The organism is Pseudomonas sp. P7758, assembly GCF_013386485.1.
Taxonomy (GTDB): Bacteria; Pseudomonadota; Gammaproteobacteria; order Pseudomonadales; family Pseudomonadaceae; genus Aquipseudomonas.
Genome location: NZ_JACARS010000125.1, coordinates 23,092 through 48,556, shown reverse-complemented (window position 1 = coordinate 48,556; position 25,465 = coordinate 23,092). Strand labels below are relative to the sequence as shown.

The window sequence follows — 25,465 nt, the reverse complement described above, 5'->3', positions numbered from 1 at the left end:
TCGCGAGCAAGCCCGCTCCCTCATTTCGATCGCGTTCCTTCAGGAAGTGCACGGTCAAAATGTGGGAGCGGGCTTGCTCGCGAATGCGGTAGCAGCCATACGCCGATCTATCGGCTTTGCAGCGACTCCAGCAACTTCACCGTCGGATACCCATCCGCCGGCCAGCCCAGGGACTGCTGCGCGGCACGAATCGCCTTGCGGGTATTTGCACCGATGATCCCGTCCGGGTTGCCTGCGTCGTAACCATTGGCACTGAGTACCGTCTGCAAGTCAATTCGCTGCGAGCGAGTCAACGGCAGTTCATCTTTCGGCCAGCTCCCACGAATCAAGCCACCGCCCCCGAAGCGTTCCGACAACAACCCAACTGCCAGCGCGTAGGACGACGAGTTGTTGTACTTGAGGATCGCGCGGAAGTTATCCAGCACCAGGAACGCCGGGCCACGATAGCCGGCCGGCAGCAACAGGGCGGCGGAAAGCTGGTCGACGTTGGCCGGGACACTGGCGCCCGGCGGCACCTGGATTCCCAGTTTCAGCCACTCGCCAACGGTCTTGCGTACGCTGCCATCGGCCAGGGCGTAATCAAAATTCAACGGCAGTTGCTGCACCTCGAAGCCCCAGGGCTGGCCTTTCTGCCAGCCGGAGCTTTGCAGGTAGTGCGCGGTGGAGGCGAGGGCGTCGGCCGGGCTGTTCCAGATATCGCGGCGGCCGTCACCGTCGAAGTCCACGGCGTGGGTGTTATAGGTGGTCGGGATGAACTGAGTCTGGCCCATGGCCCCGGCCCAGGAGCCTTTCATCTGGTCGGCGGCGATATCGCCATGCTGGATGATTTGCAGCGCCGCCAGCAGCTGCGCCTGGGCGAAGGCCGGGCGACGGCCTTCATAGGCCAGAGTTGCCAGTGAGCGGATCACCGAGTTGTTGCCCTGGAACTGGCCGAAGTTACTCTCCATGCCCCACACCGAGACCAGCGCCTGGCGGTCGACGCCGTAACGGTCCTCAATGCGTTGCAGAATGTCGGCGTACTTCACCAGCAGCGACTGGCCATTGCGCACCCGCAGCGGCGACAGCGCGCCATCGAGATATTCCCATACCGGCCGGGAGAACTCCGGCTGGCTGCGGTCGGCGCGGATCACCGCCATGTCGGGTACGACATTGGCAAAGGCCGTGTCGAAAACCTGCGGCGTGATACCGGCCTTCAAGGCTTCCACGCGAAACCCCGCCTGCCATTCGGCAAAGGTCTGGGTCGGCTGGATATCAAGATTGTCTGCCACCAGTGGCGCAACGACGGCAGGCGCAGCTACCGGTGCAGTCTGGAGCGGGGGCAGGGGTTGGGCATCGGCAGCGGTGGGTTTTTCCGCGCAGGCGACTAACAGAATGAGGCTGGAGGCAGCGATCAGTTGGCGAAGGTGCCAACGACGGGAAAGACTAGAGGGCATGCACAGGTCCAGGGAATACGAATCAGGTACAGACCTTATCATGCCGGAGGGGCGCTTGCCTTCAGGCAGCCAGAAAGTAAGAAGCCTCCCAGCTATTAGACTGGAAGGCTTCGCGGCGGTAGCTGCCTTTGCCTTTGCCGGCTCGTTCCTTGCGACTGCGGAACAACGGCTGGGCGATGATGGATTTGGCCTTGTTGGGGCCATGCTTGGATGGCTTTTTGCTCATGATGGGTACTCTCTGGCAGGTTGATGATGCGGTGCGAATCATCTGCCGAAGTTTGGATTCTGTCCAGCCCAGCGATACGTAGGACTATTCAGCAGGCAGCGCCAAGCGCTGTCCTGACATCAAAAGTGACAAACGACTCAGGCTCATCCACGGCGATCCAGCCGCCTGCCCCTTGATCTGCGCGTCAATGCGTTGGGCTTCCAGCAGCAATTGCGCCCAGCGTTGCGCCGAGTGCCGTTGCAGGGCTTTGCTGATCAGTGGTTTGCGCTTGTCCCATACCGGTGGCCGCGCCTGGCTGAAGGCCTTGTCCAGTGGGATGCCCTGGCTGTACTGCAGGGCAATATTGGCCAGCAGCCGTAATTCTCGCGCCAGGGCCCAGAGAATCACCGGCGGCTCGACGCCTTCGCCGCGCAGCCCTTCGAGCATGCGCAGGGCGTGGGCGGGTTCGCCGTTGAGGATCGCATCCACCAGGCCAAATACGTCAAAGCGCGCGCTGTCCGCCACGGCGCCTTGCACGGTTTCGACGGTGATCTGTCCACCCTCGGCCATCAGCTTGAGCTTTTCGATTTCCTGGGCGGCGGCCAACAGGTTGCCTTCCACCCGCGCCGCGATCAGCTCCACCGCATCCTGGCTGGCACTCAGCCCGGATTGCGACAGGCGCTGACGAATCCACTGCGGCAGTTGGCTGCTGTCCACCGGCCAGATCTGTATGAACTGAGTCTGGCCACCTTCCACCAGCGCCTTGCCCCACTTGGTTTTCTGCGCACTGCCATCAAGCTTGGGCAGGCTGATCAGCAGCAGCGTGTCTTCGGCAGGGCGTGCGCAGTATTCCATCAACGCTGCCGCGCCTTTGTCGCCGGGCTTGCCCGAAGGCAGGCGCAGTTCCAGCAGGCGTTTTTCGGCGAACAGCGACATGCTCGCCGCGGCTTGCAGCAGCGTACCCCAGTCGAAACTGGCGTCGGCGCTGAATACCTGGCGTTCATCGAAGCCCTGTTGGCGGGCGGCGGTGCGAATTGCGTCCGCAGCCTCCTGGCACAGCAGCGGGTCATCACCGCTGACGATGTAGACGGGCGCAAGGCTGCCTTGCAGGTGCTTGGCGAGTTGGGCGGGGGCGAGTTTCATAGGCAGGGTGAACAGGGCGCCTGGGGCGCCCCGTCTGGCTTACTCGACAGGAACTTCGACAGGCGACTGTTTAGGTTGGCTGTCTTCATACTCTTGCGCCGCTTTCAGCGCATCGGCATCTGCCTTGGCCTTGGCATCCGCGGTTTGCTGCAGCTTATCCAGTTGCTCCGGCGTGATCAGTTGCAGGCGCAGGACCATGCGCTGCACCAGTTCACGACGCATTTCCTTGCGCACCTGGATGGTTTCGGAGTCCGAACCCACCAGGTTGTTGCCGTCGTGGCTCACGACTTTCTGTATCTGGATCTTGTCGCCCATCAGCGGCAGGTGGTCATGGCCCTGGATTTCGAAGAAGAGCGTGGTGCTCAGCTCAATGTCCGAAGCACGCCCGGCGCTGGCGTAGCTGAGGCTGCGCTGCTCTTCTTTTTCATCCACCAGGTTCAGTTTGTAAGCCGCGCCTGAATAGACTTTGACGCCACTGTTTTCCAGGACCTGGCGCAGCTGTTGCACGGTCTCGCCGTAGGAGTTGCGGGCGGTGACGTCCAGTTCCTTGATCGCCAGTTCGGTGGTGCCGGTGCCGCGCAGCTGGAAGCCGCAAGCGCTCAGCAGCACGGCAAGGCCCATAACCAGCAGATTGCGTTTGATCATTTTGATGCTCCCCTTGAAACCATGTGGGCCTTATCGAGGCCCTGGAGGTTTTGTTCGGCGCCAGGGTTATTCCCTCGGCGCCCGATCCGATTAGCTAGCGACGATATTGACCAGTTTGCCGGGCACCACGATCACTTTGCGGATCGTCAGGCCTTCGGTGAAGCGCAGCACGTTCTCATTGATACGGGCGGCGGCTTCGACGTCTTCACGGCTGGCGCTGGCCGGCATGTCGATCTGGCCACGCAGCTTGCCGTTGACCTGAATCACCAGTTGCAGCGTGTCCTGTACCAGGGCGCTGTCATCCTGTACCGGCCAGCCGGCATCGATGACGGCACCGCTGTGGCCCAACTGGTTCCACAGTTCGTGGCTGATGTGTGGCGTGATCGGCGCCAGCAGCAGGGTGACCGTTTCCAGGCCTTCCTGTACCAGTGCGCGGTCCTGTTCGGTGGCCTGCGGCGCTTTCTCCAGCACGTTCATCAGCGTCATCACCTGGGCGATGGCGGTGTTGAATTTGTGGTGCTGGCCCACGTCCTGGCTGGCGTGCTTGATGGCCAGGTGGGTGCTGCGGCGAATGACTTTTTGCTCATCGCTCAGGGTCGCCACGTCCAGCTTGCCCGGCAAGCCTTGGCTGACATGGGCGTGCGCCAGGCGCCAGACGCGCTTGAGGAAGCGATGTGAACCTTCGACGCCGGAGTCCGACCATTCCGCGCTCATGTCAGGCGGCGAGGCGAACATCATGAACAGGCGGCAGGTGTCCGCGCCGAACTGGTCGATCATCGACTGTGGGTCGACGCCGTTGTTCTTCGACTTGGCCATCTTCTCGGTGCCGCCGATTTCCACCGGCAGGCCGTCGGATTTCAGCTTGGCGCTGATCACCTTGGCCTTGCTGTCACGCTCCAGCTCGACATCTGCCGGGTTGAACCAGGTGTAGGCGCCATTGGCTTCGCGGCGGTAATAAGTCTCGGCAATCACCATGCCCTGGGTCAGCAGGTTCTTGAACGGCTCGTCGGAACTCACCAGGCCTTCATCACGCATCAGCTTGTGGAAGAAGCGCGCGTACAGCAGGTGAAGGATGGCGTGTTCGATACCGCCGATGTACTGGTCTACCGGCAGCCAGTGGTCGGCCGCGGATTTTTCCACCAGGCCGCCTTCATAGTGCGGCGAGGCGTAGCGGGCGTAGTACCACGAAGACTCCACGAAGGTGTCCATGGTGTCGGTTTCGCGTTTGGCCGGGGCACCGCAGTTCGGGCAGGTGCACTCGTAGAATTCGGGCATGCGCGCCAATGGCGAGCCAGCACCGTCCGGCACCACGTCTTCGGGCAATACGACCGGCAGTTGGTCTTCTGGTACCGGCACGTCACCGCAGGTTTCGCAGTGGATGATCGGGATCGGGCAGCCCCAGTAGCGCTGGCGGCTGATGCCCCAGTCACGCAGGCGGAACTGGGTGCGCGAGGCACCGAGGTTTTTCTTGATCAGCGCGACTTCGATGGCGTCGAAGGCGCCTTCGAAATCCAGGCCGTCGAACTCGCCGGAATTGATCAGTGTGCCGTGTTCGTTGTACGCGTCCTGCCACGGAGCCGGGTTGGTGTCGCCCGAACTGGTGCGCACCACGGACTTGATCGGCAGGCTGTATTTGACGGCGAATTCGAAATCGCGCTCGTCGTGGGCCGGCACAGCCATTACTGCGCCATCACCGTAGTGCATCAGCACGTAGTTGGCGACCCACACCGGCAGCTTCTCGCCGGTCAATGGGTGCTCGACGAACAACGAGGTCGGCAGGCCCTTTTTCTCCTGGGTGGCGACGTCGGCTTCGGCGACGCTGCCGCCCTTGCATTCGGCGATGAACGCCTGCAGCTCGGGGTTGTTCTGTGCAGCCTGGGTGGCCAGCGGGTGTTCGGCGGCCACGGCGACGTAGGTCGCGCCCATCAGGGTGTCCGGACGGGTGGTGAAGACTTTCAGTACACCTTCTGCGCCGATGGAGTCGACGTTGTAGGGGAACTGCACTTCCATGCCACGGGACTTGCCGATCCAGTTGCGTTGCATGGTCTTGACCTGCTCGGGCCAGCCCGGCAAATCGTCGAGGCTCGACAGGAGTTCATCCGCATAGGCGGTGATCTTGAAGTAGTACATCGGGATTTCGCGCTTTTCGATCAGCGCGCCGGAACGCCAGCCGCGGCCGTCGATCACTTGTTCGTTGGCCAGTACGGTCTGGTCCACCGGGTCCCAGTTCACGGTGCCGCTCTTCTTGTAGATCACGCCTTTTTCGAACAGGCGAGTGAACAGCCATTGTTCCCAGCGGTAGTAATCAGGCTTGCAGGTGGTCACCTCGCGGGACCAGTCCACCGCCAGGCCCAGGCTGCGCAGCTGGGTCTTCATGTAGGCGATGTTTTCGTAGGTCCACTTGGCGGGCGCTACGTTGTTCTTCATCGCGGCGTTTTCCGCCGGCATGCCGAAGGCGTCCCAACCCATGGGTTGCAGGACGTTCTTGCCCAGCATGCGCTGGTAGCGGGAGATGACGTCGCCGATGGTGTAGTTGCGCACATGCCCCATGTGTAGCTTGCCGCTGGGGTAAGGGAACATCGATAGGCAATAGAAAGTCTCCTTGCCTGGCTGTTCACTGACTTCAAAGGACTTTTGCTCATCCCAGAACGACTGGGCGGCATTTTCTATTTCACGGGGCTGATATTGTTCGTGCATGGCTACTTTTGAACTGAATAGGGGTGGCCTAATCCTCTTCGGTGCAACGTTCAGGTTGATCGACACCAAAAAGCGGCGCGTCCGTGCCCAAACCCTGCGGGAAGTGGAGTTACAGGAAGCGCCGTAGCATACATGACCCCACTCTATCGAGGGAAACCCTGATTGCGCCGCCGAGGCCGTTGGTCGCGGCGCCAGGCAGGCAGGGCAAGCAGGACTACGCTGTTTAGTGGGGAGTGAGTCTTATCTTCAATGAGGTGAGGGATGGTTGATTCGCAGCGAACTTTAACGAAACCGCAGGTGTACGAAGGACTGATCGACCGTTTGGGTCGAGCACTGGATGCAGCAAAAACCGCAGGCCGATTGTGTGATGAACGGCCTCTGGAGTTGGAACTGCGTGGCTTGAGCCAGGCAGAGCTGGACGTGATCAGGGTGTATCTGGAATTGAATGAGCATCGCGCGTCCCATGGCATGGCCTCCCCGCCAGCCCAGGAGTTTTCGCGATCGGCCAAGGTGGTATGGCTCAAGGATTTTTCGGTCGGTCGCAGCCCGGAAAAACTCCGGTCCGTGCGTTTCAAGTGAAGTACCGCGTTAGTGATCTGTAGCCTTCTCAGCGTCTGTTCCTGTAAAGATTGTCGCTTAACCCCGTTACACCTTAGGCTTCGGGCATCTTTGGAGATGCCCGATGCCTATTCGTTATTTCATTAAACAATTGTTGTTGCCGCCCGGCATCCTGTTGCTGTTGCTGGCCCTTGCCTGGTGGTTTCGTCGCAGCCGACCGCGGCTGGCGGCCGTGTGCTTTGCCCTGGGGTTTGGCGGGATGTGGCTGATGAGCCTGCCGGTGGCGGTTCAATGGGGCGCAAAGGCCCTGGAGACCGAGCCGCCTCTGGCCCGTGATGAATGGGCGACCCTGGCGCAGCGGGCTGATGCCATCGTGGTGTTGGGCTCGGGGCGTGAGCGCGGGGATCCGGCGTGGGGCTCCGATCAGCCGACGGGTATCGGCCTTGAGCGCCAGCGCTATGCAGCCCGCCTGGCCAAGGCTTCGGGCTTGCCGGTGCTGACCACCGGCGGCTTGCACTACGGCACACCGCCCAGCGAGGCGGAGTTGATGGCGGTATCGATGCAGGATGACTTTGGCGTGAGCGTGCGCTGGAAGGAAGAGCGCAGCCGTACCACGTGGGAAAACGCGCAGATGAGTGCCGAGATTCTGCTGCCGCAGGGGATCAAGCGTGTGGTGGTCGTGACTCAGGCCTGGCATATGCCGCGCTCGCGCTGGAGCTTCGAAAAGGCCGGGTTCACGGTTGTTCCGGCGCCAGTGGGGTTTCTTGGTTTGGACAATGCCCGGCCATTGGGTGGCTGGATGCCGGAGTTCAAGTCGGTATGGCAGAGCGGGCAGTTGCTGAATGAAGCGGTGGGGCAGGTGGGCTACCGGATGTTTTACAGGTAATACCGCAGGTCAAATGTGGGAGCGGGCTTGCTCGCGAATGCAGTGTGTCAGTCACTGGTGCTTTAACTGACAGATCGCATTCGCGAGCAAGCCCGCTCCCACATTGTTGTCCGAGTATTTCTGTTAAACCGTTTTGGACATCCGGCCCGCCAACAGCGCCCAGCCAAACAGGCCAAGGCACAGGATGATCAACGGCCAGGAACGCCATTCCAGGTAAGGCGTGAGGTTGTGCATCGGCACGACCTCGCCGTAGAGAATCCCGCGTTCAAACTGCGGGATCTGCACGGTGATCTGCCCGTACGGGTTGATCAGCCCGGTGACGCCGTTGTTGGTGGCGCGAATCATCCAGCGCCCGGCTTCCAGGGCGCGCATCTGGGCCATCTGCAAATGTTGCAGCGGGCCGATGGAGCGGCCGAACCAGGTGTCGTTGCTGATGGTCAGCAACAAATCGCTGCGGGCCGACAGGCCGGCGGCGAACTCCGGGTACACCACTTCATAGCAAATGAACGGCGCAATCTGATAGCCCTTGGCTTGCAGCAAAGCCTGGTCGGACGGCCCGCGGGCGAAGTCCGACATCGGCAGGTCAAAGAACGCGATCAAGCCGCGCAACATGTCCTGCAGCGGCACGTACTCGCCAAACGGCACCAGCTTCTGCTTCAGGTAGGTGCCGTCGCCTTCGCCCACCACCGTGATGCCGTTGAAGAAGCGCTTGTGGTGATGCACTTCCTGGCGGATCGGTACACCGGTGATCAGCGCAGTGTGCCGGTCAGCGGCGAACTTGCCCATCATGCCCAGGTAACCCTCCACGGATTCCTTGAGCACCGGCACGGCGGTTTCCGGCCATACCAGCAGGTCGACAGGCTTGGAGCTGAAGCTCATGTCGCGGTACAGCGCGAGCTGCGCATTCAACTGCTCGGGGTCCCACTTCATGCTTTGTTCGACGTTGCCCTGGACGGCGGCCACGGTCAGCGGTGCGCCGGCGGGGGTGGTCCATGCATGATGCTTGAGTGCCAGGCCGATGGCCCATGGCGCCACCAACAACAGCAAGCCGGCACCGATGAACAGGTTGCGCTTAGCCGCCAGCAGACGCGGCAGGTTGCAGATCAGTGCGGCGGTCAGCGCCAGGGCAAAGGATATCAGCCACATCCCGCCCAGCGGCGCGAGGCCGGTGAGAGGGCCGTCGAGCTGGCTGTAACCGGAATAGAGCCAGGGAAAACCGGTGAGGAACCAGCCGCGAAACGCTTCCTGGCCAACCCACAAGGCCGCGAAGGCCAGGGCATCGGCCAGTGGCGCTTCGTTGCGGCGCAGCCAGCGCGCCCACAGCCAGGCGGGCAGGGCAAAGAACCAGGCAATGGCCGCCGTAAACGCCAGCATCAGCATGCCCGCCAGCAGCACCGAAGCGCCGCCGAAGTGGTGAATGCTGTAGTAGATCCAGCTGGTACCGGCGCCAAACAGGCCGAAACCGAAACACCAGCCGCGCCACAAGGCCTGGCGCGGTGTCAGTTCACGCAATCCCGCATAAAAGAACCCGGCCGCCACCAGCGCAAACGGCCAGAGGTCGAACGGCGCCAGCGCCAGGGTGGTGATGGCGCCGGCCACCACGGCCAGCAAGTTACCGGGCCAGCCGGGTGCAATCATACGGCGCATGTCAGTCCTTAGCGGGCAATAGGTGTCAAACGGATCAAGTGAATACGGCGGCTGTCGGCATTCAGGATGCGGAAGCGATAGGCACCGATCTCGGTGGTCTCGTTACGCTTGGGCAGATGCCCGAACGCACTCATCACCAGGCCGCCAACCGTGTCGAATTCATCGTCGGAGAATTCGCTGTCGAAGAACTCGTTGAAGTTCTCGATCGGCGTCAGGGCCTTGACCAGGAAGTCACCGCTGGGCAGCGGCTTGATGTAGCTGTCTTCTTCGACGTCGTGCTCGTCTTCGATGTCGCCGACGATCTGTTCCAGCACGTCTTCGATGGTCACCAAACCCGCTACACCGCCGTACTCGTCAATCACGATGGCCATGTGATTGTGGTTCGCACGAAATTCGCGCAGCAGCACATTCAGGCGCTTGGATTCGGGGACGAAAGTGGCAGGACGCAGCAGGTCCTTGATGTTGAAGCTGTCGCCGTTCTCCTTGAGGATCAGCGGCAGCAGGTCCTTGGCCAGCAGGACGCCCATGACGTCGTCATGGCTTTCGCCGATCACCGGGTAGCGCGAGTGCGCCGAATCGATGACGGCCGGGAGGAATTCCCGAGGGGTCTGGGTCGCCTTGATGCTGACCATCTGCGAGCGCGGAACCATGATGTCCCGTACTTGCAGGTCAGCTACCTGGATGGCGCCTTCGACGATAGCCAGCGCTTCGCTGTCCAGCAACTTGTTCTGATGCGCCTCGCGCAGCAGCTCCAGCAGCTCCTGGCGGTTTTTCGGCTCGTGGGCAAAGGCCTGGGTGAGTTTCCCCAGCCATGACTTTTGCCCGTTGCTCGATCGGTCTTCGCTCATAGCGATTACTCTAAATCCTTTATTGTTTCAGTTAGGTGTAGTTGCAATTTCGTCGTCTGCATACGGGTCACGATGACCCAGTTCTGCAAGCAACGTTCGTTCCAGTGCTTCCATTTCTTCGGCTTCGTCATCGTCTATATGGTCGTAACCCAAGAGATGCAAGCAGCCGTGGATGACTAGATGGGCCCAATGGGCCTCAAGTTCCTTGCCCTGTTCCTTTGCTTCACGCTCGACCACTTCGACGCAGATCACCAGGTCGCCCAGCAACGGGATATCCAGCAGCTCATCGGGTACGTCGGCGGGAAACGACAGCACGTTGGTCGCGTAGTCTTTTTGTCGCCAGGTGTGATTCAGTTCACGGCCTTCGGGCTCGTCCACCAGGCGAATGGTCAGCTCCGAGTCGGCGGTGCGCTGGCGCAGGGCCAGGGTGCACCACTGGCGGAACTGTTCTTCGCTGGGGGCGGGCGCTTCGGTGGCCAACTGCAGGTCAAGCTCAAGCATCGCGGCGAGTGTCCTTGGCCGGTTGGTCGTCGCGGTGTTCGAAGCGCTCGTAGGCTTCGACAATGCGCTGCACCAACGGGTGACGTACCACGTCTTTGGGCATGAAGTGCGTGAAGCTGATCCCCGGCACGTCCTTGAGTACGTCGATCACCTGGGCCAGGCCCGACTTGGTGCCTTTGGGCAGGTCGACCTGGGTGACGTCGCCGGTGATCACGGCGGTGGAGCCGAAACCGATCCGGGTCAGGAACATCTTCATCTGTTCAACGGTGGTGTTCTGGCTTTCGTCGAGAATGATGAAGCTGTTGTTCAGCGTACGGCCACGCATGTAGGCCAGCGGGGCGATCTCGATCACCTGGCGCTCGATCAGCTTGGCCACGTATTCGAAGCCGAGCATCTCGTAGAGCGCGTCGTAGAGCGGGCGCAGGTACGGGTCGATCTTCTGGGCGAGGTCGCCGGGCAAAAAGCCCAGCTTCTCGCCGGCTTCCACCGCCGGACGCACCAGCAGGATGCGTCGCACCTGCTCGCGCTCCAGGGCGTCGACCGCGCAGGCCACGGCCAGGTAGGTCTTGCCGGTACCGGCAGGGCCGATGCCGAAGTTGATGTCGTTGCCCAGGATCTCTTTGACGTAGCGCTGCTGGTTCAAGCCGCGAGGGCGAATCATGCCTTTCTTGGTGCGCAACGCGACGCTGGCTTCGGCTACCGGGTTATTGGCCAGGTCCTCCACGGCGGATTCCTGCAGGTACAGGTGCACCGTTTCCGGCGACAGCTCGCTACCTTTGGTTTCCCGGTAGAGGCGGCGCAGAAGGTTTTCTGCCGAGGTGGTGTGCTGGGGTTCACCAATCAGCTCGAATTGATTGCCGCGGTTGCGGATCTCGATGCTCAGGCGTTGTTCGATCAGGCGCAGGTGCTCGTCGAACTGTCCGCACAGATTGGCGAAACGGCGAGCCTCAAAGGGCTCGAGGAGAAAACGATGTGGTTCTATGGGTGCGTTCAAGGTCGTTTTTAGCCGCCCTGGGGCAATTAAGATGAAATCAAGGATAACGCCAGCAGGCTGCGTGCGAAAGCACTTATATATCCCGAAGCTGGCACCGTTCTAATGTGGGAGCGGGCTTGCTCGCGAATGCGATGGGGCAGTCAGCCTGTTCGTTGCCTGATACACCGCCTTCGCGAGCAAGCCCGCTCCCACATTTGTTCCCTGTGGCCGAATTATTGTTACACCAGCGAACCGCGCAGCGAGTGCGGTTGTGCCGCGTCGATGTGCACGTCGGCGAACTGCCCGATCAGCGTCGGATTATCACAGCGGAAGTTGACGATCCGGTTGTTCTCGGTCCGGCCCTGCAATTCGCCTGGGTCTTTTTTCGAGTAGTCGGTCACCAGGATGCGCTGGGTCGAGCCCACCATCTGTCGGCTGATCTCGAAACCCTGCTGGTTGAGGCGGTGTTGCAGGGCGTTCAAACGCTCCTTCTTCAACGCTTCCGGGGTTTCGTCGAGCAGGTCAGCCGCCGGGGTGCCCGGGCGCTGGCTGTAGACGAAGGAGTAAGAGAAGTCGAAGCCTACGTCTTCGATCAACTTCATGGTCTGCTGGAAGTCTTTCTCGGTTTCCCCTGGGAAGCCGACGATAAAGTCCGAGCTGATGCAGATCCCCGGCACCGCCGCACGCAATTTGCGCAGTTTGGATTTGTATTCCAGGGCGGTGTGGTTGCGCTTCATCGCCGAGAGAATGCGGTCCGAGCCCGATTGCACCGGCAAGTGCAGGTGCTTGACCAGCTCCGGCACTTCGGCGTGGGCCTGGATCAGGCTGTCGGAGAACTCCAGCGGGTGCGAGGTGGTGTAGCGAATCCGCTCGATCCCGTCGACGGCAGCCACTACGCGGATCAACTCCGCGAGGTCCGCCAGGCGCCCGTCGTGGGTCTGGCCACGGTAGCCGTTGACGTTCTGCCCCAGCAGGGTCACTTCACGCACGCCGTTCTCGGCCAAGTGAATGATCTCTGCCAGCACGTCGTCGAACGGGCGGCTGACTTCTTCGCCGCGGGTGTATGGCACCACGCAGAAGGTGCAGTACTTGCTGCAGCCTTCCATTACCGACACATAAGCGCTTGGGCCGTCGATGCGCGGCTCGGGCAAATGGTCGAATTTTTCGATTTCCGGGAACGAGACGTCGACTTGCGGCAGCTTGGTGATGCGCGCGGCGTCGATCATTTCCGGCAGGCGGTGCAGGGTCTGCGGGCCGAATACCACGTCGACGTACGGTGCTCGGTCGCGAATGGCGGCGCCTTCCTGGCTGGCCACGCAACCGCCGACGGCGATCACCATGTCCGGGTTGGCCAGTTTCAGTTCACGCCAGCGGCCCAGCTGCGAGTAGACCCGGTCCTGGGCCCGCTCGCGGATCGAGCAGGTATTGAGCAGGATCACGTCGGCGTCTTCAGCGCGAGCGGTGACTTCCAGGGCCTGATGTTCACCCAGCAGATCGACCATGCGCGAGCTGTCGTACTCGTTCATCTGGCAACCGTGGGTTTCGATGTAAAGCTTCTTGGCCATGGGGATCGTCAACTGGTGGTAAAGAACCGCGCATTATAGGGGGCATGCCGATAGGTTCCTAGCACTGTGCATCGGACGCCATGCTATAGTTCGCGCCCTCTTTTAAATCCCCCGATGTGTTACCCGCCCACCATGACCAAACGTGAAGCTCCAATCTACAAGGTGATTTTCCTTAACCAGGGCCAGGTGTTCGAAATGTACGCCAAGCAGATCTATCAAAGTGATCTGTGGGGCTTCCTGGAAGTGGAAGAGTTCGTCTTTGGCGAGCGCACGCAGCTGGTCGTCGACCCGGGCGAGGAAAAACTCAAGGCTCAGTTCGAAGGCGTAGTGCGCAGTTTTGTGCCGATGCATTCGATCGTGCGCATCGATGAAGTCGAGCGCCTGGGCACGCCGAAAATCAGCGAGGCCCGGGGCATGAGCAATGTCATGCCGTTTCCGATGCCGATGCCTGAGAAGTGATGTTCAACTATTTTGTAGGGCATTTCTGATTCTTGCCTCTCGTGCATGGACATTCTGTTTAAAAAACAGCAGATTTTGTTTATGCAGAGAGGGCGCCATGAATACATCAATAATAAAAAGCCTGTTTCAATGGGACGTGAGTTCCACTTTTTTAATTAACTCTCCATCAAAAAGGCTCTGCCCTGGAATACAAGGGTATTAGCGTTTTATCGCCTGGCATTAGTTAACACCGAATTTCTTATGACGCAGTCATCAACGGACTTATCTGTTCGGGAGTAGCCCTGTGCGCGATCCTCGTTATGACATTTTGTTTGAGCCGGTACAAATAGGCCCGGTTCGCACCCGTAACCGCTTTTATCAAGTTCCCCACTGCAATGGCATGGGCCATGTGCATCCTTCCGCCATGGCACGCATGCGCGGGATAAAAGCCGAAGGTGGGTGGGGCGTAGTCTGCACTGAAGAATGTGAGATCAGCCCGCTGAGCGAGTTCTCTCCCTACATAGAGGCGCGCTTGTGGGATGAGCGCGACATCCCGGCGCTCGCGCGAATGTGTGAGGCCGTCCACCAGCACGGGTCACTGGCCGGCGTAGAGTTGGCATTCAATGGTTACTCGGCCCCCAACCGCTACAGTCGTGAGATTCCCTGGGCGCCCTCCAATACGCCGGTGCGTGGTTATGACCCGGTACAGGCCCGGGCCATGAGTCGTGCCGATATCCAGCAACTGCGCGCCATGCACCGTGCCGCCGCACTGCGGGCGCGGGACGCGGGGTTTGACATCATCTATGTCTATGCCGGGCATGACCTCGGCGTGCCGTTCCATTTCCTCACGCCACGCAACAACCGCCGTACTGATGAGTATGGCGGTGTGCTGGAAAACCGCGTGCGGCTGTTGCGCGAGTTGATTGAAGACACCCGCGATGCGGTGGGTGATCGGTGTGCCGTGGCGGTACGCCTGGCGGTAGACGAGCAGAGGGTCGACGGCCTGTCTCGCGATGGAGAGGGCGCTGAAATATTCTCGATGCTGGCGGACTTGCCGGATTTGTGGGACGTCAACGTCGCCGATTGGTCCAACGACAGTGTAACGGCGCGCTTTGCCTCGGAAGGTTATCAAGAGACCCTCCTGTCGGGGCTGAAGGCTCTGACCCGCAAGCCGGTGGTGGGCGTCGGGCGGTTCACCTCGCCAGACACCATGGTCTCGCTGGTCCGCCGTGGCGTCCTGGACTTGATTGGCGCGGCCCGCCCTTCGATTGCTGACCCGTTCTTGCCGAAGAAGATTGAAGACGGTCGAGCGGACGAGATTCGCGAATGCATTGGCTGCAATGTCTGTGTCAGTGGCGACCACACGAGCACGCCGTTGCGCTGCACGCAAAATCCGACCATGGGCGAGGAGTGGCGGCGCGGCTGGCACCCCGAGTCGGTCAATCGTGCGTATCACCCTGGGCGGGCGCTGGTGGTCGGCGCAGGGCCCGCAGGGCTGGAGTGCGCGCGGATACTGGGCGTTCGGGGCATGGAGGTGGCGCTGGTGGACAGCTTGCGCACCCTTGGCGGACGGGTGGCGCTGGAGTCCCGGCTTCCAGGGTTGGCGAGCTGGGGGCGGGTAATCGACTATCGGTTGGACGCCTTGAGTCGCCTGGCGTCGGTTGAGATTTATCGGGAGAGTCGATTGCAGGCCCAGGACATCCTGGACTTCGCCGCAGAGCATGTATTTATCGCCACCGGCTCCCGCTGGCGGCGGGATGGGTTGGGACGGGCCCTGCGTCGCCCGTTACCGGGCCTGGAAAGCCTGCCCGTCATCACGCCGGATGATCTGATGGCCGGTGTCCTGCCGGCTTCACCGGTGCTGCTGTTCGATGACGATCACTATTACATGGGCAGCGTATTGGCTGAGCACCTGGTGGCGCGGGGCGTGCAAGTGATATTCGTCACCCCGGCGGCGGATGTGGCGGCCTGGACCCACAACACCCTTGAGCAACACCGCATCCAGCGCCGCCTGCTGGAGCTGAACGTTACGATCGTCCCGTCCCATACGTTGGTCAGGTGTATGCCTGAAGGCCTTGTCGCAGGGTGCGTCTACACCGAGCGGACACGCTTCATTCCCGCCGCTTCCTTGCTGTTGGTCACCTCACGCGAACCCGAGCAGGCGTTGTATCAGGCGTTGAACAGCGCACCCGAACAGGTGCGCGCGGCCGGGATCGGCACGCTGACGTTGATCGGCGATTGCGTGGCGCCCGGCACGATTGCTGCTGCGGTGTATTCGGGGCATCGAATGGCACGGGAGTTTGATGCACCCGTTGATTCTTTATTGGTCCGGCGAGAGATTCCGCTTATCGAAGTGTAGTCAGTCTCGCTGTTTATTTAATAACGAGGAATACAATAATGAAAAAAACAATCCTGATGTTATTCGCTGTTCTTTTATTAAACACCCCACTGTTTGCCAATGACTATGCCGTCATCCGTTTTGGTGTTGATCCCAATTACGCGCCTTTTGCCTATAAAGATAACAAAGGCACGTTGACGGGGTTCGAAGTTGATATCGGTAACGCCCTCTGCACTCAGTTGCGTGTTCGCTGCCAATGGGTTGAAAGTGATTTTGACGGGCTGATTCCCAGTCTGAATGCCGGCAAGATCGACGCCATCCTCGCCTCAGTGACGGTCACCGCCGCACGAGAAAAGGTGATTGATTTCTCCTCGGAGGTATTTTCCAGCCCCACCGCCATGGTGCTCCGCCCCGGCGCTGAGCTGGCCAAGGGTACGGCTGTTGGCTATCTGCAAGGCAGTACCCAGGAAGTCTATGCCCGCCAAGTGCTCGCCGGGCAGGGCATAAAGATCGTGGCTTATGCCGATCAGGAACAGGTGTATGCCGATCTCGTGGCAGGGCGGCTGCAAGCCTCATTGCAGGATGCACAGCAAGCGCAAAGCGGATTTATGCGCACAGCCCAGGGTGCGGGGTTCGTCCTCGGGCCGCCGATCAAAAGTGCATTGATGCCCTCCAAAAGCGCCATCGGCATCGCCAAGGGCAATCATGCCCTGAAAGCCCTGCTGGATAAGGGCCTCGCAGCACTGCACGCCGAGGGTACCTACGCTCGGCTGCAAGACCAGTATTTTCCGGGTGTGAACATGTTCAGCGGTCAATGACCGTCCTCCAATGGCGAGCGAGAGCGCAAACATGTTGCCCACCTTCACTCAATTCACCTCGACCCTGGACAGTTTTGCGCCACTCTTGTTGGGCGGTGTCTGGGTCACGCTGCAACTGGCGCTACTGTCACTGCTGCTGGGGCTGGCGTTCGGCCTGCTCGGTGCTGGCGCCAAGTTGTCCAGGGTCAGGGCCTGGCGCCTCTGCGCACAGCTCTACACCACTCTGATTCGCGGGGTGCCCGACCTGCTGTTGATGCTGTTGATTTTCTATGGGGTGCAAACCGGTTTGAGTCGTCTGACGCAGGAACTGGGCATGGCCTACATCGAAATCGACCCATTCAGCGCAGGCGTACTCACCTTGGGGTTTATCTACGGCGCCTATTTCACCGAAACCTTTCGTGGTGCCCTGCTGGCTGTACCTCGCGGCCAGTTCCAGGCCGCCAAGGCCTTGGGCATGACCTTCAGTCAGGGCTTCGTGCACGTGATATTCCCGCAAATGATGCGGTTCGCCCTTCCGGGGCTGGGCAATAACTGGATGGTTTTACTCAAGGCGACTGCGCTGGTGTCGATCATTGGCTTGGCGGATTTGGTCAAGGTCGCCCAGGTAGCGGGCAAAAGTAGCCAGCAGTTATTGGCCTTTTTGCTGATGGCCGCATTGATCTACCTGTTGCTCAGCAGCGTTTCAAACCTTGCCTTGCGCTGGCTGGCGCGTCGTTACGGCGTCGGTGCGCAGGAGTCGTCACCATGATCGAGTTGATCCAGGAATACTGGCGGCCGTTCATCTATTCCGACGGTCAACAACTTACCGGCCTGGCCATGACCCTATGGCTGACCAGTGCCTCGCTGTGTCTTGGCCTACTGCTGGCACTGCCCTTGTCCATCGCCAGGGTGTCATCCAGATGCTGGCTGCGTTGGCCGGTGCAATGCTTCACCTACCTGTTTCGCGGCACGCCGCTGTATATCCAGTTGCTGATCTTTTATACCGGGATCTACAGCATTGCCGCCGTGCGTGAACAGCCCGTGCTGGATGCGTTTTTCCGTGAGGCGCTGAACTGTACGCTGTTGGCATTTGCCCTGAATACCGGCGCCTACACCACGGAAATTCTCGCGGGCGCCATTCGGGCGATGCCTCGTGGTGAAGTCGAAGCCGCCCGATCCCTGGGGTTCGGCGGCTGGAAGCTGTATGTCCACCTGATCATGCCATCCGCATTGCGCCGCTCATTGCCCTACTACAGCAATGAGGTGATTTTCATGTTGCATTCCACCACGTTGGCGTTCACCGCCACGGTGCCGGATATCCTGAAAGTGGCACGGGATGCCAACGCCGCAACCTTCCTGACCTTTGAATCATTCGGCTTCGCAGCAGCCCTTTACCTGTGCATTACCTTTGCCTTGGTAGGTTTGTTTCGCCTGGCTGAACGGCGCTGGCTGCGTTTTCTGGATGCGGCCCGATAGGAGATCGAAATGCAGACCCACGTGCATGAGTTGTTGGAGGTCGTACCGGGGACGACGCGACAGATTCGCAGTTTTCATTACGGCCCGGCCAGTGCAGCCGGCAAGGTTTATATCCAGGCGTCCCTGCACGCCGATGAACTGCCGGGCATGCTGGTCTTATGGCATCTGAAGCAGCGGCTGGCGCACCTGGAGGCAGCAGGGTTGATGCGTTGGTCGGTTGTGGTGGTGCCGGTGGCCAATCCGCTGGGGTTGGAGCAAGTGTTGATGGATGTGCCCCAGGGGCGCTTCGATAACGACAGTCGGGAAAACTTCAATCGTTTCTTCCTCGACGTCAGCCAGCAGGTCGGTGATCGCGTCGAAGCCCTGTTGGCGGATGAACCGGGCGCCAATCTGCAACTGATCCGTGGCGCCTTGCTGCAAACACTGGCCAGCCAGGAGCCGGCGACACAGTTGCAATCCATGCGCTTGACCCTGCAAACGCTGGCCTGCGATGCCGATATCGTGCTGGACCTTCATTGCGATTTCGAGGCCGTGCAGCATTTGTATTTGTCGCCGGATTTCTGGTTGCACGTGGAGCCTTTGGCCCGTTACCTGGGAGCCAGGGCGTGTTTTTTGGCCAAAGAGGCCGGCGGGCAATCGTTCGATGAGTGTTTTACGTTGTTCTGGGCGCACATGCAGGCGCGTTTTCCCGGGCGCTTTTCGGCACCGGGGTTTGCTGTGACTGTAGAGCTGCGAGGTGTTGCCGATGTGGATCACGGACTGGCGCGTCAGGATTGCCAGGCGTTGATCGACTACTTGATTCAACGGGGAGCCATTGACGGCCAGGCACCACCGCTACCGCCATTACTGAATGCGCCAACGCCGTTGGCGGGAGTAGAACCGGTGGTGAGCCCAGTGGGAGGCTTGATTGTGTTTTGCGCGAAGGTGGGGGATTACCTGGCGGCCGGGCAAATCCTCGCCGAAGTCATCGATCCGATCACTGATCGGGTGACACCGGTTGCTTGCACCCGAGAAGGGCTTTTGTATGTTCGATCAGTGCGGCGAATGGCGAGTGCCGGTATGACGATTGCCCATGTAGCTGGCCCGAAGGCGCATCGACAGGGTTATCTGTTATCACCTTGAAGGATCCGGCAGCGGCGAAAACGGCGAGCTGCCATCTGCGCTCTGCAGTTCCTGCAGGTAGTTGCGGAAAATCTGTCCCAGCACTTGGGTAGCCACTTCCAGTTCGTCGCGCTGCATGTGTTCGGCCACTTCGTCGGCCGTGTCCAGTGCATCTTCGGCGCCGTTCACCGCCGCCATTTTCAGCACGATGTACGCTTGGACGTTATTGGCCGGTACGCCTTCGCCGTGGAAAAACATGGTGCCCAGCTGGAATTGCGCCTGCGCGTGGCCCTGCAACGAGGCTTTCTCGAAGTAGCTCAAGGCTTTGTTGAGGTCGCGTGCGGGGTTTTTACTGTCGTAGAAGTACTCGCCCAACTCGTATTGCGCCTGCGCATCCCCGCCTTCGGCCTGTTTCTGGCACGCGCTCAGGGCTTCGGCCTGGCTTTCCGGCTGGGTATTGAGGGTGCAACGACCCATCGCTGGGATTAACAACGAGTTGCCGCCTGCCTGGGCATACGCCAGCAGCGGCTGAAGGAGCAACAGGCAGCCCAGAACCAGGGTGCGGCCGGTGCGTTTCATGGGAATCGACTTACCTCTGACGGGGCGCGGGACCCACGGGGGGATCCAATAAGCGCGCATTATGAAATAAGCAGGCACCTGCTTACAAAGTCTTTACTCGTTTTTCTGCTGCGTGGGCAAGTTATCTGCCGGATTGCAGGTGAATTCTCGAAAAAAGACGGAAATGCCTGTAAGCAAAGTAGCAAATCTGACGCCGCCAGGGGCGACGTCGGATTTTTGCGCCGCTTATTTCAAGGCGGCGAAGGCGCGCTCGGCGGCATCGAGGGTCAGTTTCAGCTCGGCATCACCATGGGCGATCGAGGTGAAGCCGGCTTCAAAAGCGCTCGGGGCGAGGTACACGCCACCTTCCAGCATCAGATGGAAGAAGCGCTTGAACAGGTCGGCATCGCTGCCCATCACATCGTCGAAGGTGACGATGTCGTCAGCGCCGCTGAAGTACAGGCCGAACATGCCGCCCGCCTGGGTGGTCACGAACGGAATGCCGGCGGCATCGGCGCGCTGTTGCAGGCCGTCCAGCAGGCGAGTGGTGTAGTCGGTCAGCTCGGCGTGGAAGCCCGGGCGGCTGATCAGGCGCAGGGTGGTCAGGCCGGCGGCCATGGCCAGCGGGTTACCCGACAGGGTGCCTGCCTGGTACACCGGGCCCAGCGGCGCGATGTGTTGCATGATTTCGCGCTTGCCGCCGAAGCAGCCCACCGGCATGCCGCCGCCGATGATCTTGCCGAAGGTGCTCAGGTCCGGCGTGACGCCGTAGTAAGCCTGGGCGCCGCCGAGGGCAACGCGGAAGCCGGTCATCACTTCATCAAAAATCAGCACCACGCCGTGCTTGTCGCACTGTTCCCGCAGGCCTTCCAGGAAGCCCGGCGCCGGCGGCACGCAGTTCATGTTGCCGGCCACCGGCTCGACGATGATGCACGCCACTTCCTGGCCGACTTCGCTGAGCATCTGCTCGACGGCAGCGATGTCGTTGAACGGCAGGGTCAGGGTGTGTTTGGCGAACGCGGCCGGCACCCCGGCGGAGCTCGGTACGCCCTGGGTCAGCGCACCGGAACCGGCCTTGACCAGCAGGCTGTCGGAGTGGCCGTGGTAGCAGCCTTCGAACTTAATGATGCTGTCGCGGCCGGTAAACCCACGGGCCAGGCGAATCGCGCTCATGGTGGCTTCGGTGCCGGAGCTGACCATCCGCACCATCTCCATGGAGGGCACGATGGAGCACACCAGGTCAGCCATCTCGGTTTCCATGGCGGTCGGTGCGCCATAGGAAAGGCCGTGTTGCAGCTGCTGGCGCACCGCGTCCAGTACTTCCGGATGGCTGTGGCCGAGGATCATCGGGCCCCACGAACCCACGTAGTCGACGTAGCGCTTGTCATCTTCGTCGGTGACGTAGGCGCCTTCGGCATGCTTGAAGAACAGTGGGGTGCCGCCAACGCTCTTGAACGCTCGCACGGGAGAGTTCACACCGCCGGGGATGTGTTTCTGGGCATTGGCAAACAGGGTTTCGGAACGGGACATGATCGTGTTCTCTGAATTCAAGATTTTAGAAGATCGTTGAAAGCGCGGGCGCGGCGCGTGACTTCCTGGGTGCTGTCGGCACCAAACAGGCCGTGGACCACTGCCAGCAAGTCGGCACCGTGGGCCACCAGCGGCTCGGCGTTTTCCAGGGTGATGCCGCCGATCACGCAGATCGGCAGGTGCAACCGCGCGCGGGCCTGGGCCAGCAGTTCAACGGTGGCTGCCGGCGCGCCGGGCTTGGTGTTGGAATTGAAGAAGCGGCCGAAGGCGACATAACTGGCACCTTCGCGGGCAGCCTGCTCGGCCAGTTCGATCTGGCTGTGGCAGGTGGAGCCGATGATCGCCTTGGAACCGAGCAGCGCACGGGCCGGGGTCAGCGGGCCGTCGGTCTGGCCCAGATGCACGCCGACGCCGAGGCGTGCGGCCAGTTCGGCGTCATCGTTGATGATCAGTTGGGTCTTGTAGCGCGAGCACAGCTCCCGCAGTTTTTCGGCTTCCCGCAGGCGGCGCGCTTCGTCGCTGCTTTTATCGCGGTATTGCAGCAGGGTCACGCCACCGTCCAACGCCGCTTCGACGTAGGCCAGGAACTTGCCGGCCAACAGTTGGCTGTCGGTAATGGCATAAAGGCCACGTAGTTTCATCGGGCAGGCCTCTTGGTGTTACGAGCAGAAATCCAACGGCAGACGACGAGGCACGAATTGCCCCTGGCCGAGTTGTTCAGCGTCACGCAGGGTGCGCCAAGTGTAGTTGAGGGCCGATTGCACCGCGCTGACCAACCCTTCGCCTTGTGCCAACCGACCGGCCAGCGCGCTGGCCAGGGTGCAGCCCGAACCGTGATAACTGCCGGGCAGTCGCTGGCAGGTAAAGGTCTGGTGCGTGCCGTCGCGGCTGTAGAGGCGGTTGTGCACTTCGTGCTCGTCGCCATGGCCGCCGGTGATCAGCAGGTGCTTGATGAACGGCAGCAGTTTCGCTGCGCATTCGTCCGCCGTGCCCTCGGGCAATTCGGCGAGGATGCGTGCTTCAGGCAGGTTGGGGGTGGCGATCATCGACAGCGGCAACAGCCGCTCGCGCATGGCGTAGCCGACCTCGTCCTTGCCCAGGCTGCCGCCGCCGCCGGCGCGCAGCACCGGGTCGCAGACCACCGGCAGATACGGGTGCGCCTTGAGCAGTTCGACCACGGTGTCGACCATCTCCAGGGAACCGAGCATGCCCAGTTTCACCGCGGCCACTTCGGAGTCACCGAGCACGGCGTTGGCCTGGGCCAGCACCCACTCGCGATCCAGCACGCGGAAATCGCTGACGTTGACGGTGTTCTGCACAGTCAGCGCGGTGACGGCCGGGGCCGCATGACAGCCCTGGGCGAGCAGGGCTTCGATATCTGCCTGCAAGCCGGCGCCACCACTGGGATCATGGCCGGAGAGACAGAGGACAACGGGGCGAGAGCTGTAGATATTCATGGTGCGCGAGCTTACCACCAAACGCTTTTTGGGTGGCTGTCGGGCGATGGTTGAATTTTTAGCGGAGGGGAAGGTGGAAATGGCTGTTTGCTATCATCTTGAAATACAGGTCAAATGCCCTGTAATGCCCGCTCTAGAGCCTTTCAAAAAATTATTTCAATGGTGTCTTTTGGCCTGTAATGGCTATGCTAGAGTGGATTCAAACTAATAACTGTATCGCCGGTATACGTCTGCTCAAAAGGAATGGAGGCTTTTGACATAACCGGACAGGTCACGCTGGGGCTCTATGCGCTATTTGCTGATGTTACTGTTGACCGGGCTGCCGATGCTGGCCGGCGCAGTCGAGTTCAACGAGACCACCACGCGGTTGCCCCTGGGCCAAGTGATGCAAGTCCTTGAGGACCCCAGTGGCGCCCTGACCATTGGCGATATCAGCTCGCCGGTCCTCGCCAGTCGTTTCAAGACCCACGACAAAGCCACATTGAATGCCGGCTATTCGCGCTCGGTGTTCTGGCTCAAGGTTGATTTGCATTACCGCGCACAGCGCCCGGATGCCCCGCGCCGCTGGCTGCTGGAACTGGCTTACCCGCCGCTGAACCAACTGGAGCTGTACGAGCCTGACAGTGTCGGCAACTATCGACTGGTGTCGCGCACCGGCAGCATCCTGCCGTTTTCCAGCCGCGAAATCCGCCAGAGCAACTACCTGTTCAAGCTCGACTTCGTCCCTGGCCAGCAGGAAACCCTGTACCTGCGCCTGCAAAGCCAGGGCTCGATCCAGGCACCGCTGACCCTCTGGTCCACCACCGCATACCTCGAAGAACAGCCATTGCGCCTGTACGTGCTGGGTGTGATCTACGGCGTGTTGCTCGGCATGCTGATCTACAACCTGTTCATCTACCTGAGCGTGCGCGACACCAGCTACCTCTATTACATCCTCTATATCGCCTCGTTCGGCCTGTATCAGCTGTCGGTGAACGGCGTCGCCGTGCAGTATTTCTGGCCGAATAACCCGTGGTGGGCGAACGCGGCGGTGCCCTTCCTGATCGGTTCGGCGGCGCTGTTCGGCAGCCTGTTTGCCCGCAGTTTCCTGCACACCGCGCTTTACAGTCGCTGGATCAACCGGCTGTTGCTGGCCCTGGCGGTCAGCGGCGGGGTGGTGATGGTGCTGGCATTGTTCACCAGTTATGCGCTGGCGCTGCGCCTGGCCACCGCCCTGGCGCTGGTCTTTACCGTGACCATCTTCGTCGCGGCCATCAAGGCCTGGTATTGCGGCCAGCGCATGGCGCGCTACTTCATCATCGCCTGGACCGCGTTCCTGCTGGGCGGTGTAGTCAATACGATGATGGTGCTGGGCTACCTGCCCAATGTGTTCCTCACGATGTACGCCAGCCAGATCGGCTCGGCACTGGAAGTGGCCTTGCTGTCCCTGGCGCTGGCCGACCGGATCAATTCGATGCGCGAGCAACAGGCGCAAATCCTGTTCGACGCCAGCCAGAAACTCGAAGTGCTCAACACGCAACTGGCCCACAGCAACCAGCTCAAGGATGAATTCCTCGCCACCTTGACCCACGAGCTGCGCACGCCGATGAACGGTGTGATCGGCTCCCTGGAATTGATGCAGACCGAGCCGCTGCCAGGCGACCTCGCGCAGTACCATCAAACCGCCGCCGGTGCGGCCCGCGAGATGATGCGCATGGTCAACGGCATCCTCACCCTCACCGAATTGCAGGCCGGGCGCCTCAGCCCGCAACCCCAAGTGTTCAGCCTGCGCGGGCTGCTCGACACCTTGCGCCAGCAGTTCGCGGCCAGCGCCCAGAACAAAGGGTTGGCGTTCTCCATTGATCTGGCAGAAGACCTGCCGGACCGCATCAACGGTGATCCTGGCAAGCTGGCGCAATGCCTGGATTGCCTGTTGGACAATGCCTTCAAGTTCACTCACGAGGGCTCGGTGCGTGTACGGGTGGTCGGTGTACCCCAGGCGGATGGAACGCTGCGCCTGACCTTCATTGTCACTGACACCGGCATCGGCTTCGCCTACCTCGATGAGGCGACCCTGTATCAGCGCTTCTTCCAGCTCGATGGCTCGACCACTCGCCAATACGGCGGCATGGGCATTGGCCTGGCGATCTGCCGGCAATTGATCGAGTTGCTCGGTGGGCGCCTCACCCACAATTCCGAGCCGCGGCGCGGCAGTCGCTTCCAGCTGGAGCTTGCGGTCAGCCCCGTCCAGCCAGAACCGGCTGCCGTGCGGCGAGTACCGCAAGCGCAACGCACGCCGCAGGAGTGCACGGTGCTGCTGGTGGACGACAACAGCGTGGCGCAACTGGTGGTGCGCGGCATGTTGCTCAAGCTCGGTTATCGGGTGAAAACCGTCGACAATGGGCCGGCCGCCCTGGCGTTGCTGCAGAGTCAAACCTTCGACGCAGTGTTGCTGGATGTGCCGGAGGGCGGCTTTTCGCTGTGCTGCCAGATCCGTGCGTTGCCCGGCTGTGGTGAGCTGCCGGTGATCGCCTTGAGCACCTCGTTACAAGCCCCGGAACGCGAGCGCTGCCACGGCGTGGGTATCACCGACCGAGTGGCCAAGCCGGTACGTTTCGAGGCCCTGCAACGGGTGCTGCAACTGCGGTTGTTGCATATGGTTGAGGGTGAAAGCGCCGCCAATTAGGCGT

The 25,465-nt window shown here is 61.0% G+C and carries 23 protein-coding genes; 9 read left to right on the top strand and 14 right to left on the bottom strand.

Annotated features, from left to right (window positions below; genetic code table 11):
* Positions 1-107: 107 nt before the first annotated feature.
* The 5 genes from HX873_RS24425 to leuS form a co-directional block, all read right to left on the bottom strand.
* Positions 108-1,433, bottom strand: coding sequence for a lytic murein transglycosylase (locus tag HX873_RS24425; RefSeq protein WP_003215443.1), 1,326 nt, complete (start codon positions 1,431-1,433; stop codon positions 108-110).
* Between the two features lie 61 nt (positions 1,434-1,494).
* Positions 1,495-1,659 carry an alternative ribosome rescue factor ArfA gene (gene arfA / locus HX873_RS24420; RefSeq protein ID WP_102369962.1) on the bottom strand — a complete coding sequence of 55 codons (165 nt, stop codon included), beginning with the start codon at positions 1,657-1,659 and terminating at the stop codon, positions 1,495-1,497.
* 84 nt (positions 1,660-1,743) lie between these two features.
* Positions 1,744-2,781: a DNA polymerase III subunit delta gene (holA, locus tag HX873_RS24415; RefSeq protein WP_177123330.1), complete on the bottom strand. Its 1,038-nt coding sequence runs from the start codon at positions 2,779-2,781 to the stop codon at positions 1,744-1,746.
* A gap of 39 nt (positions 2,782-2,820) precedes the next feature.
* Entirely contained in the window at positions 2,821-3,426 is a 606-nt protein-coding gene (gene lptE, locus HX873_RS24410) for an LPS assembly lipoprotein LptE (protein WP_008436571.1), read from the bottom strand.
* Positions 3,427-3,516: 90 nt separating this feature from the next.
* Positions 3,517-6,123: a leucine--tRNA ligase gene (leuS, locus tag HX873_RS24405; RefSeq protein WP_177123329.1), complete on the bottom strand. Its 2,607-nt coding sequence runs from the start codon at positions 6,121-6,123 to the stop codon at positions 3,517-3,519.
* A 261-nt stretch (positions 6,124-6,384) separates the two neighbouring features.
* On the opposite strand from leuS, the gene HX873_RS24400 reads away from it, so the two are divergent.
* On the top strand, positions 6,385-6,702 hold the full coding sequence (locus HX873_RS24400) for a hypothetical protein (protein WP_177123328.1): 318 nt from the start codon (positions 6,385-6,387) through the stop codon (positions 6,700-6,702).
* A gap of 103 nt (positions 6,703-6,805) precedes the next feature.
* Positions 6,806-7,567 carry a YdcF family protein gene (locus HX873_RS24395; RefSeq protein ID WP_008436576.1) on the top strand — a complete coding sequence of 254 codons (762 nt, stop codon included), beginning with the start codon at positions 6,806-6,808 and terminating at the stop codon, positions 7,565-7,567.
* A gap of 123 nt (positions 7,568-7,690) precedes the next feature.
* Here the strand turns inward: HX873_RS24395 and lnt are convergent, their stop codons facing one another.
* From lnt to miaB, 5 genes are all read right to left on the bottom strand, one after another.
* Positions 7,691-9,214, bottom strand: coding sequence for an apolipoprotein N-acyltransferase (gene lnt / locus HX873_RS24390; protein WP_003215450.1), 1,524 nt, complete (start codon positions 9,212-9,214; stop codon positions 7,691-7,693).
* An 8-nt stretch (positions 9,215-9,222) separates the two neighbouring features.
* Positions 9,223-10,062 (bottom strand): HlyC/CorC family transporter, encoded by an 840-nt coding sequence (locus HX873_RS24385; RefSeq protein ID WP_003215451.1) that lies wholly within the window; start codon positions 10,060-10,062, stop codon positions 9,223-9,225.
* Positions 10,063-10,089: 27 nt separating this feature from the next.
* Entirely contained in the window at positions 10,090-10,563 is a 474-nt protein-coding gene (ybeY, locus tag HX873_RS24380; RefSeq protein WP_003215452.1) for an rRNA maturation RNase YbeY, read from the bottom strand.
* On the bottom strand, positions 10,556-11,557 hold the full coding sequence (locus tag HX873_RS24375; protein ID WP_003215453.1) for a PhoH family protein: 1,002 nt from the start codon (positions 11,555-11,557) through the stop codon (positions 10,556-10,558). The genes ybeY and HX873_RS24375 overlap by 8 nt, the downstream gene beginning before the upstream one ends.
* Before the next feature lie 218 nt (positions 11,558-11,775).
* Positions 11,776-13,101: a tRNA (N6-isopentenyl adenosine(37)-C2)-methylthiotransferase MiaB gene (gene miaB, locus HX873_RS24370; RefSeq protein ID WP_102369960.1), complete on the bottom strand. Its 1,326-nt coding sequence runs from the start codon at positions 13,099-13,101 to the stop codon at positions 11,776-11,778.
* Between the two features lie 132 nt (positions 13,102-13,233).
* Between miaB and HX873_RS24365 the strand changes: the two genes are divergently transcribed.
* The 6 genes from HX873_RS24365 to HX873_RS24340 all read left to right on the top strand — a co-directional run bounded on the left by HX873_RS24365 (position 13,234) and on the right by HX873_RS24340 (position 19,272).
* Positions 13,234-13,560, top strand: a complete 327-nt coding sequence (locus HX873_RS24365) for a DUF1820 family protein (protein ID WP_003215457.1) — start codon at positions 13,234-13,236, stop codon at positions 13,558-13,560.
* A gap of 283 nt (positions 13,561-13,843) precedes the next feature.
* Positions 13,844-15,898 (top strand): FAD-dependent oxidoreductase, encoded by a 2,055-nt coding sequence (locus HX873_RS24360; protein ID WP_023659176.1) that lies wholly within the window; start codon positions 13,844-13,846, stop codon positions 15,896-15,898.
* A gap of 38 nt (positions 15,899-15,936) precedes the next feature.
* On the top strand, positions 15,937-16,695 hold the full coding sequence (locus HX873_RS24355) for a transporter substrate-binding domain-containing protein (protein ID WP_177055636.1): 759 nt from the start codon (positions 15,937-15,939) through the stop codon (positions 16,693-16,695).
* Positions 16,696-16,726: 31 nt separating this feature from the next.
* On the top strand, positions 16,727-17,443 hold the full coding sequence (locus HX873_RS24350) for an ABC transporter permease (RefSeq protein ID WP_003215463.1): 717 nt from the start codon (positions 16,727-16,729) through the stop codon (positions 17,441-17,443).
* A complete protein-coding gene (locus HX873_RS24345) occupies positions 17,440-18,150 on the top strand; it encodes an ABC transporter permease (RefSeq protein ID WP_177116498.1) in 711 nt (236 codons plus the stop codon). The genes HX873_RS24350 and HX873_RS24345 overlap by 4 nt, the downstream gene beginning before the upstream one ends.
* A gap of 9 nt (positions 18,151-18,159) precedes the next feature.
* Positions 18,160-19,272 (top strand): succinylglutamate desuccinylase/aspartoacylase family protein, encoded by a 1,113-nt coding sequence (locus HX873_RS24340; protein WP_177055640.1) that lies wholly within the window; start codon positions 18,160-18,162, stop codon positions 19,270-19,272.
* On the opposite strand, the gene HX873_RS24335 is transcribed toward HX873_RS24340, so the two are convergent.
* From HX873_RS24335 to HX873_RS24320, 4 genes are all read right to left on the bottom strand, one after another.
* Entirely contained in the window at positions 19,264-19,830 is a 567-nt protein-coding gene (locus HX873_RS24335) for a tetratricopeptide repeat protein (RefSeq protein WP_177123327.1), read from the bottom strand. The two genes, HX873_RS24340 and HX873_RS24335, sit on opposite strands and share 9 nt — an antisense overlap.
* A gap of 225 nt (positions 19,831-20,055) precedes the next feature.
* Complete coding sequence (hemL, locus tag HX873_RS24330; protein ID WP_003215470.1) at positions 20,056-21,339, bottom strand: glutamate-1-semialdehyde 2,1-aminomutase; 1,284 nt, start codon at positions 21,337-21,339, stop codon at positions 20,056-20,058.
* Positions 21,340-21,356: 17 nt separating this feature from the next.
* A complete protein-coding gene (gene thiE, locus HX873_RS24325) occupies positions 21,357-21,980 on the bottom strand; it encodes a thiamine phosphate synthase (RefSeq protein ID WP_177020941.1) in 624 nt (207 codons plus the stop codon).
* An 18-nt stretch (positions 21,981-21,998) separates the two neighbouring features.
* Positions 21,999-22,796 carry a hydroxymethylpyrimidine/phosphomethylpyrimidine kinase gene (locus HX873_RS24320; RefSeq protein ID WP_177123326.1) on the bottom strand — a complete coding sequence of 266 codons (798 nt, stop codon included), beginning with the start codon at positions 22,794-22,796 and terminating at the stop codon, positions 21,999-22,001.
* Between the two features lie 286 nt (positions 22,797-23,082).
* Here HX873_RS24320 and HX873_RS24315 point away from each other — a divergent pair, with 286 nt between their 5' ends.
* Entirely contained in the window at positions 23,083-25,461 is a 2,379-nt protein-coding gene (locus HX873_RS24315) for a hybrid sensor histidine kinase/response regulator (protein WP_177123325.1), read from the top strand.
* Positions 25,462-25,465: the final 4 nt, after the last annotated feature.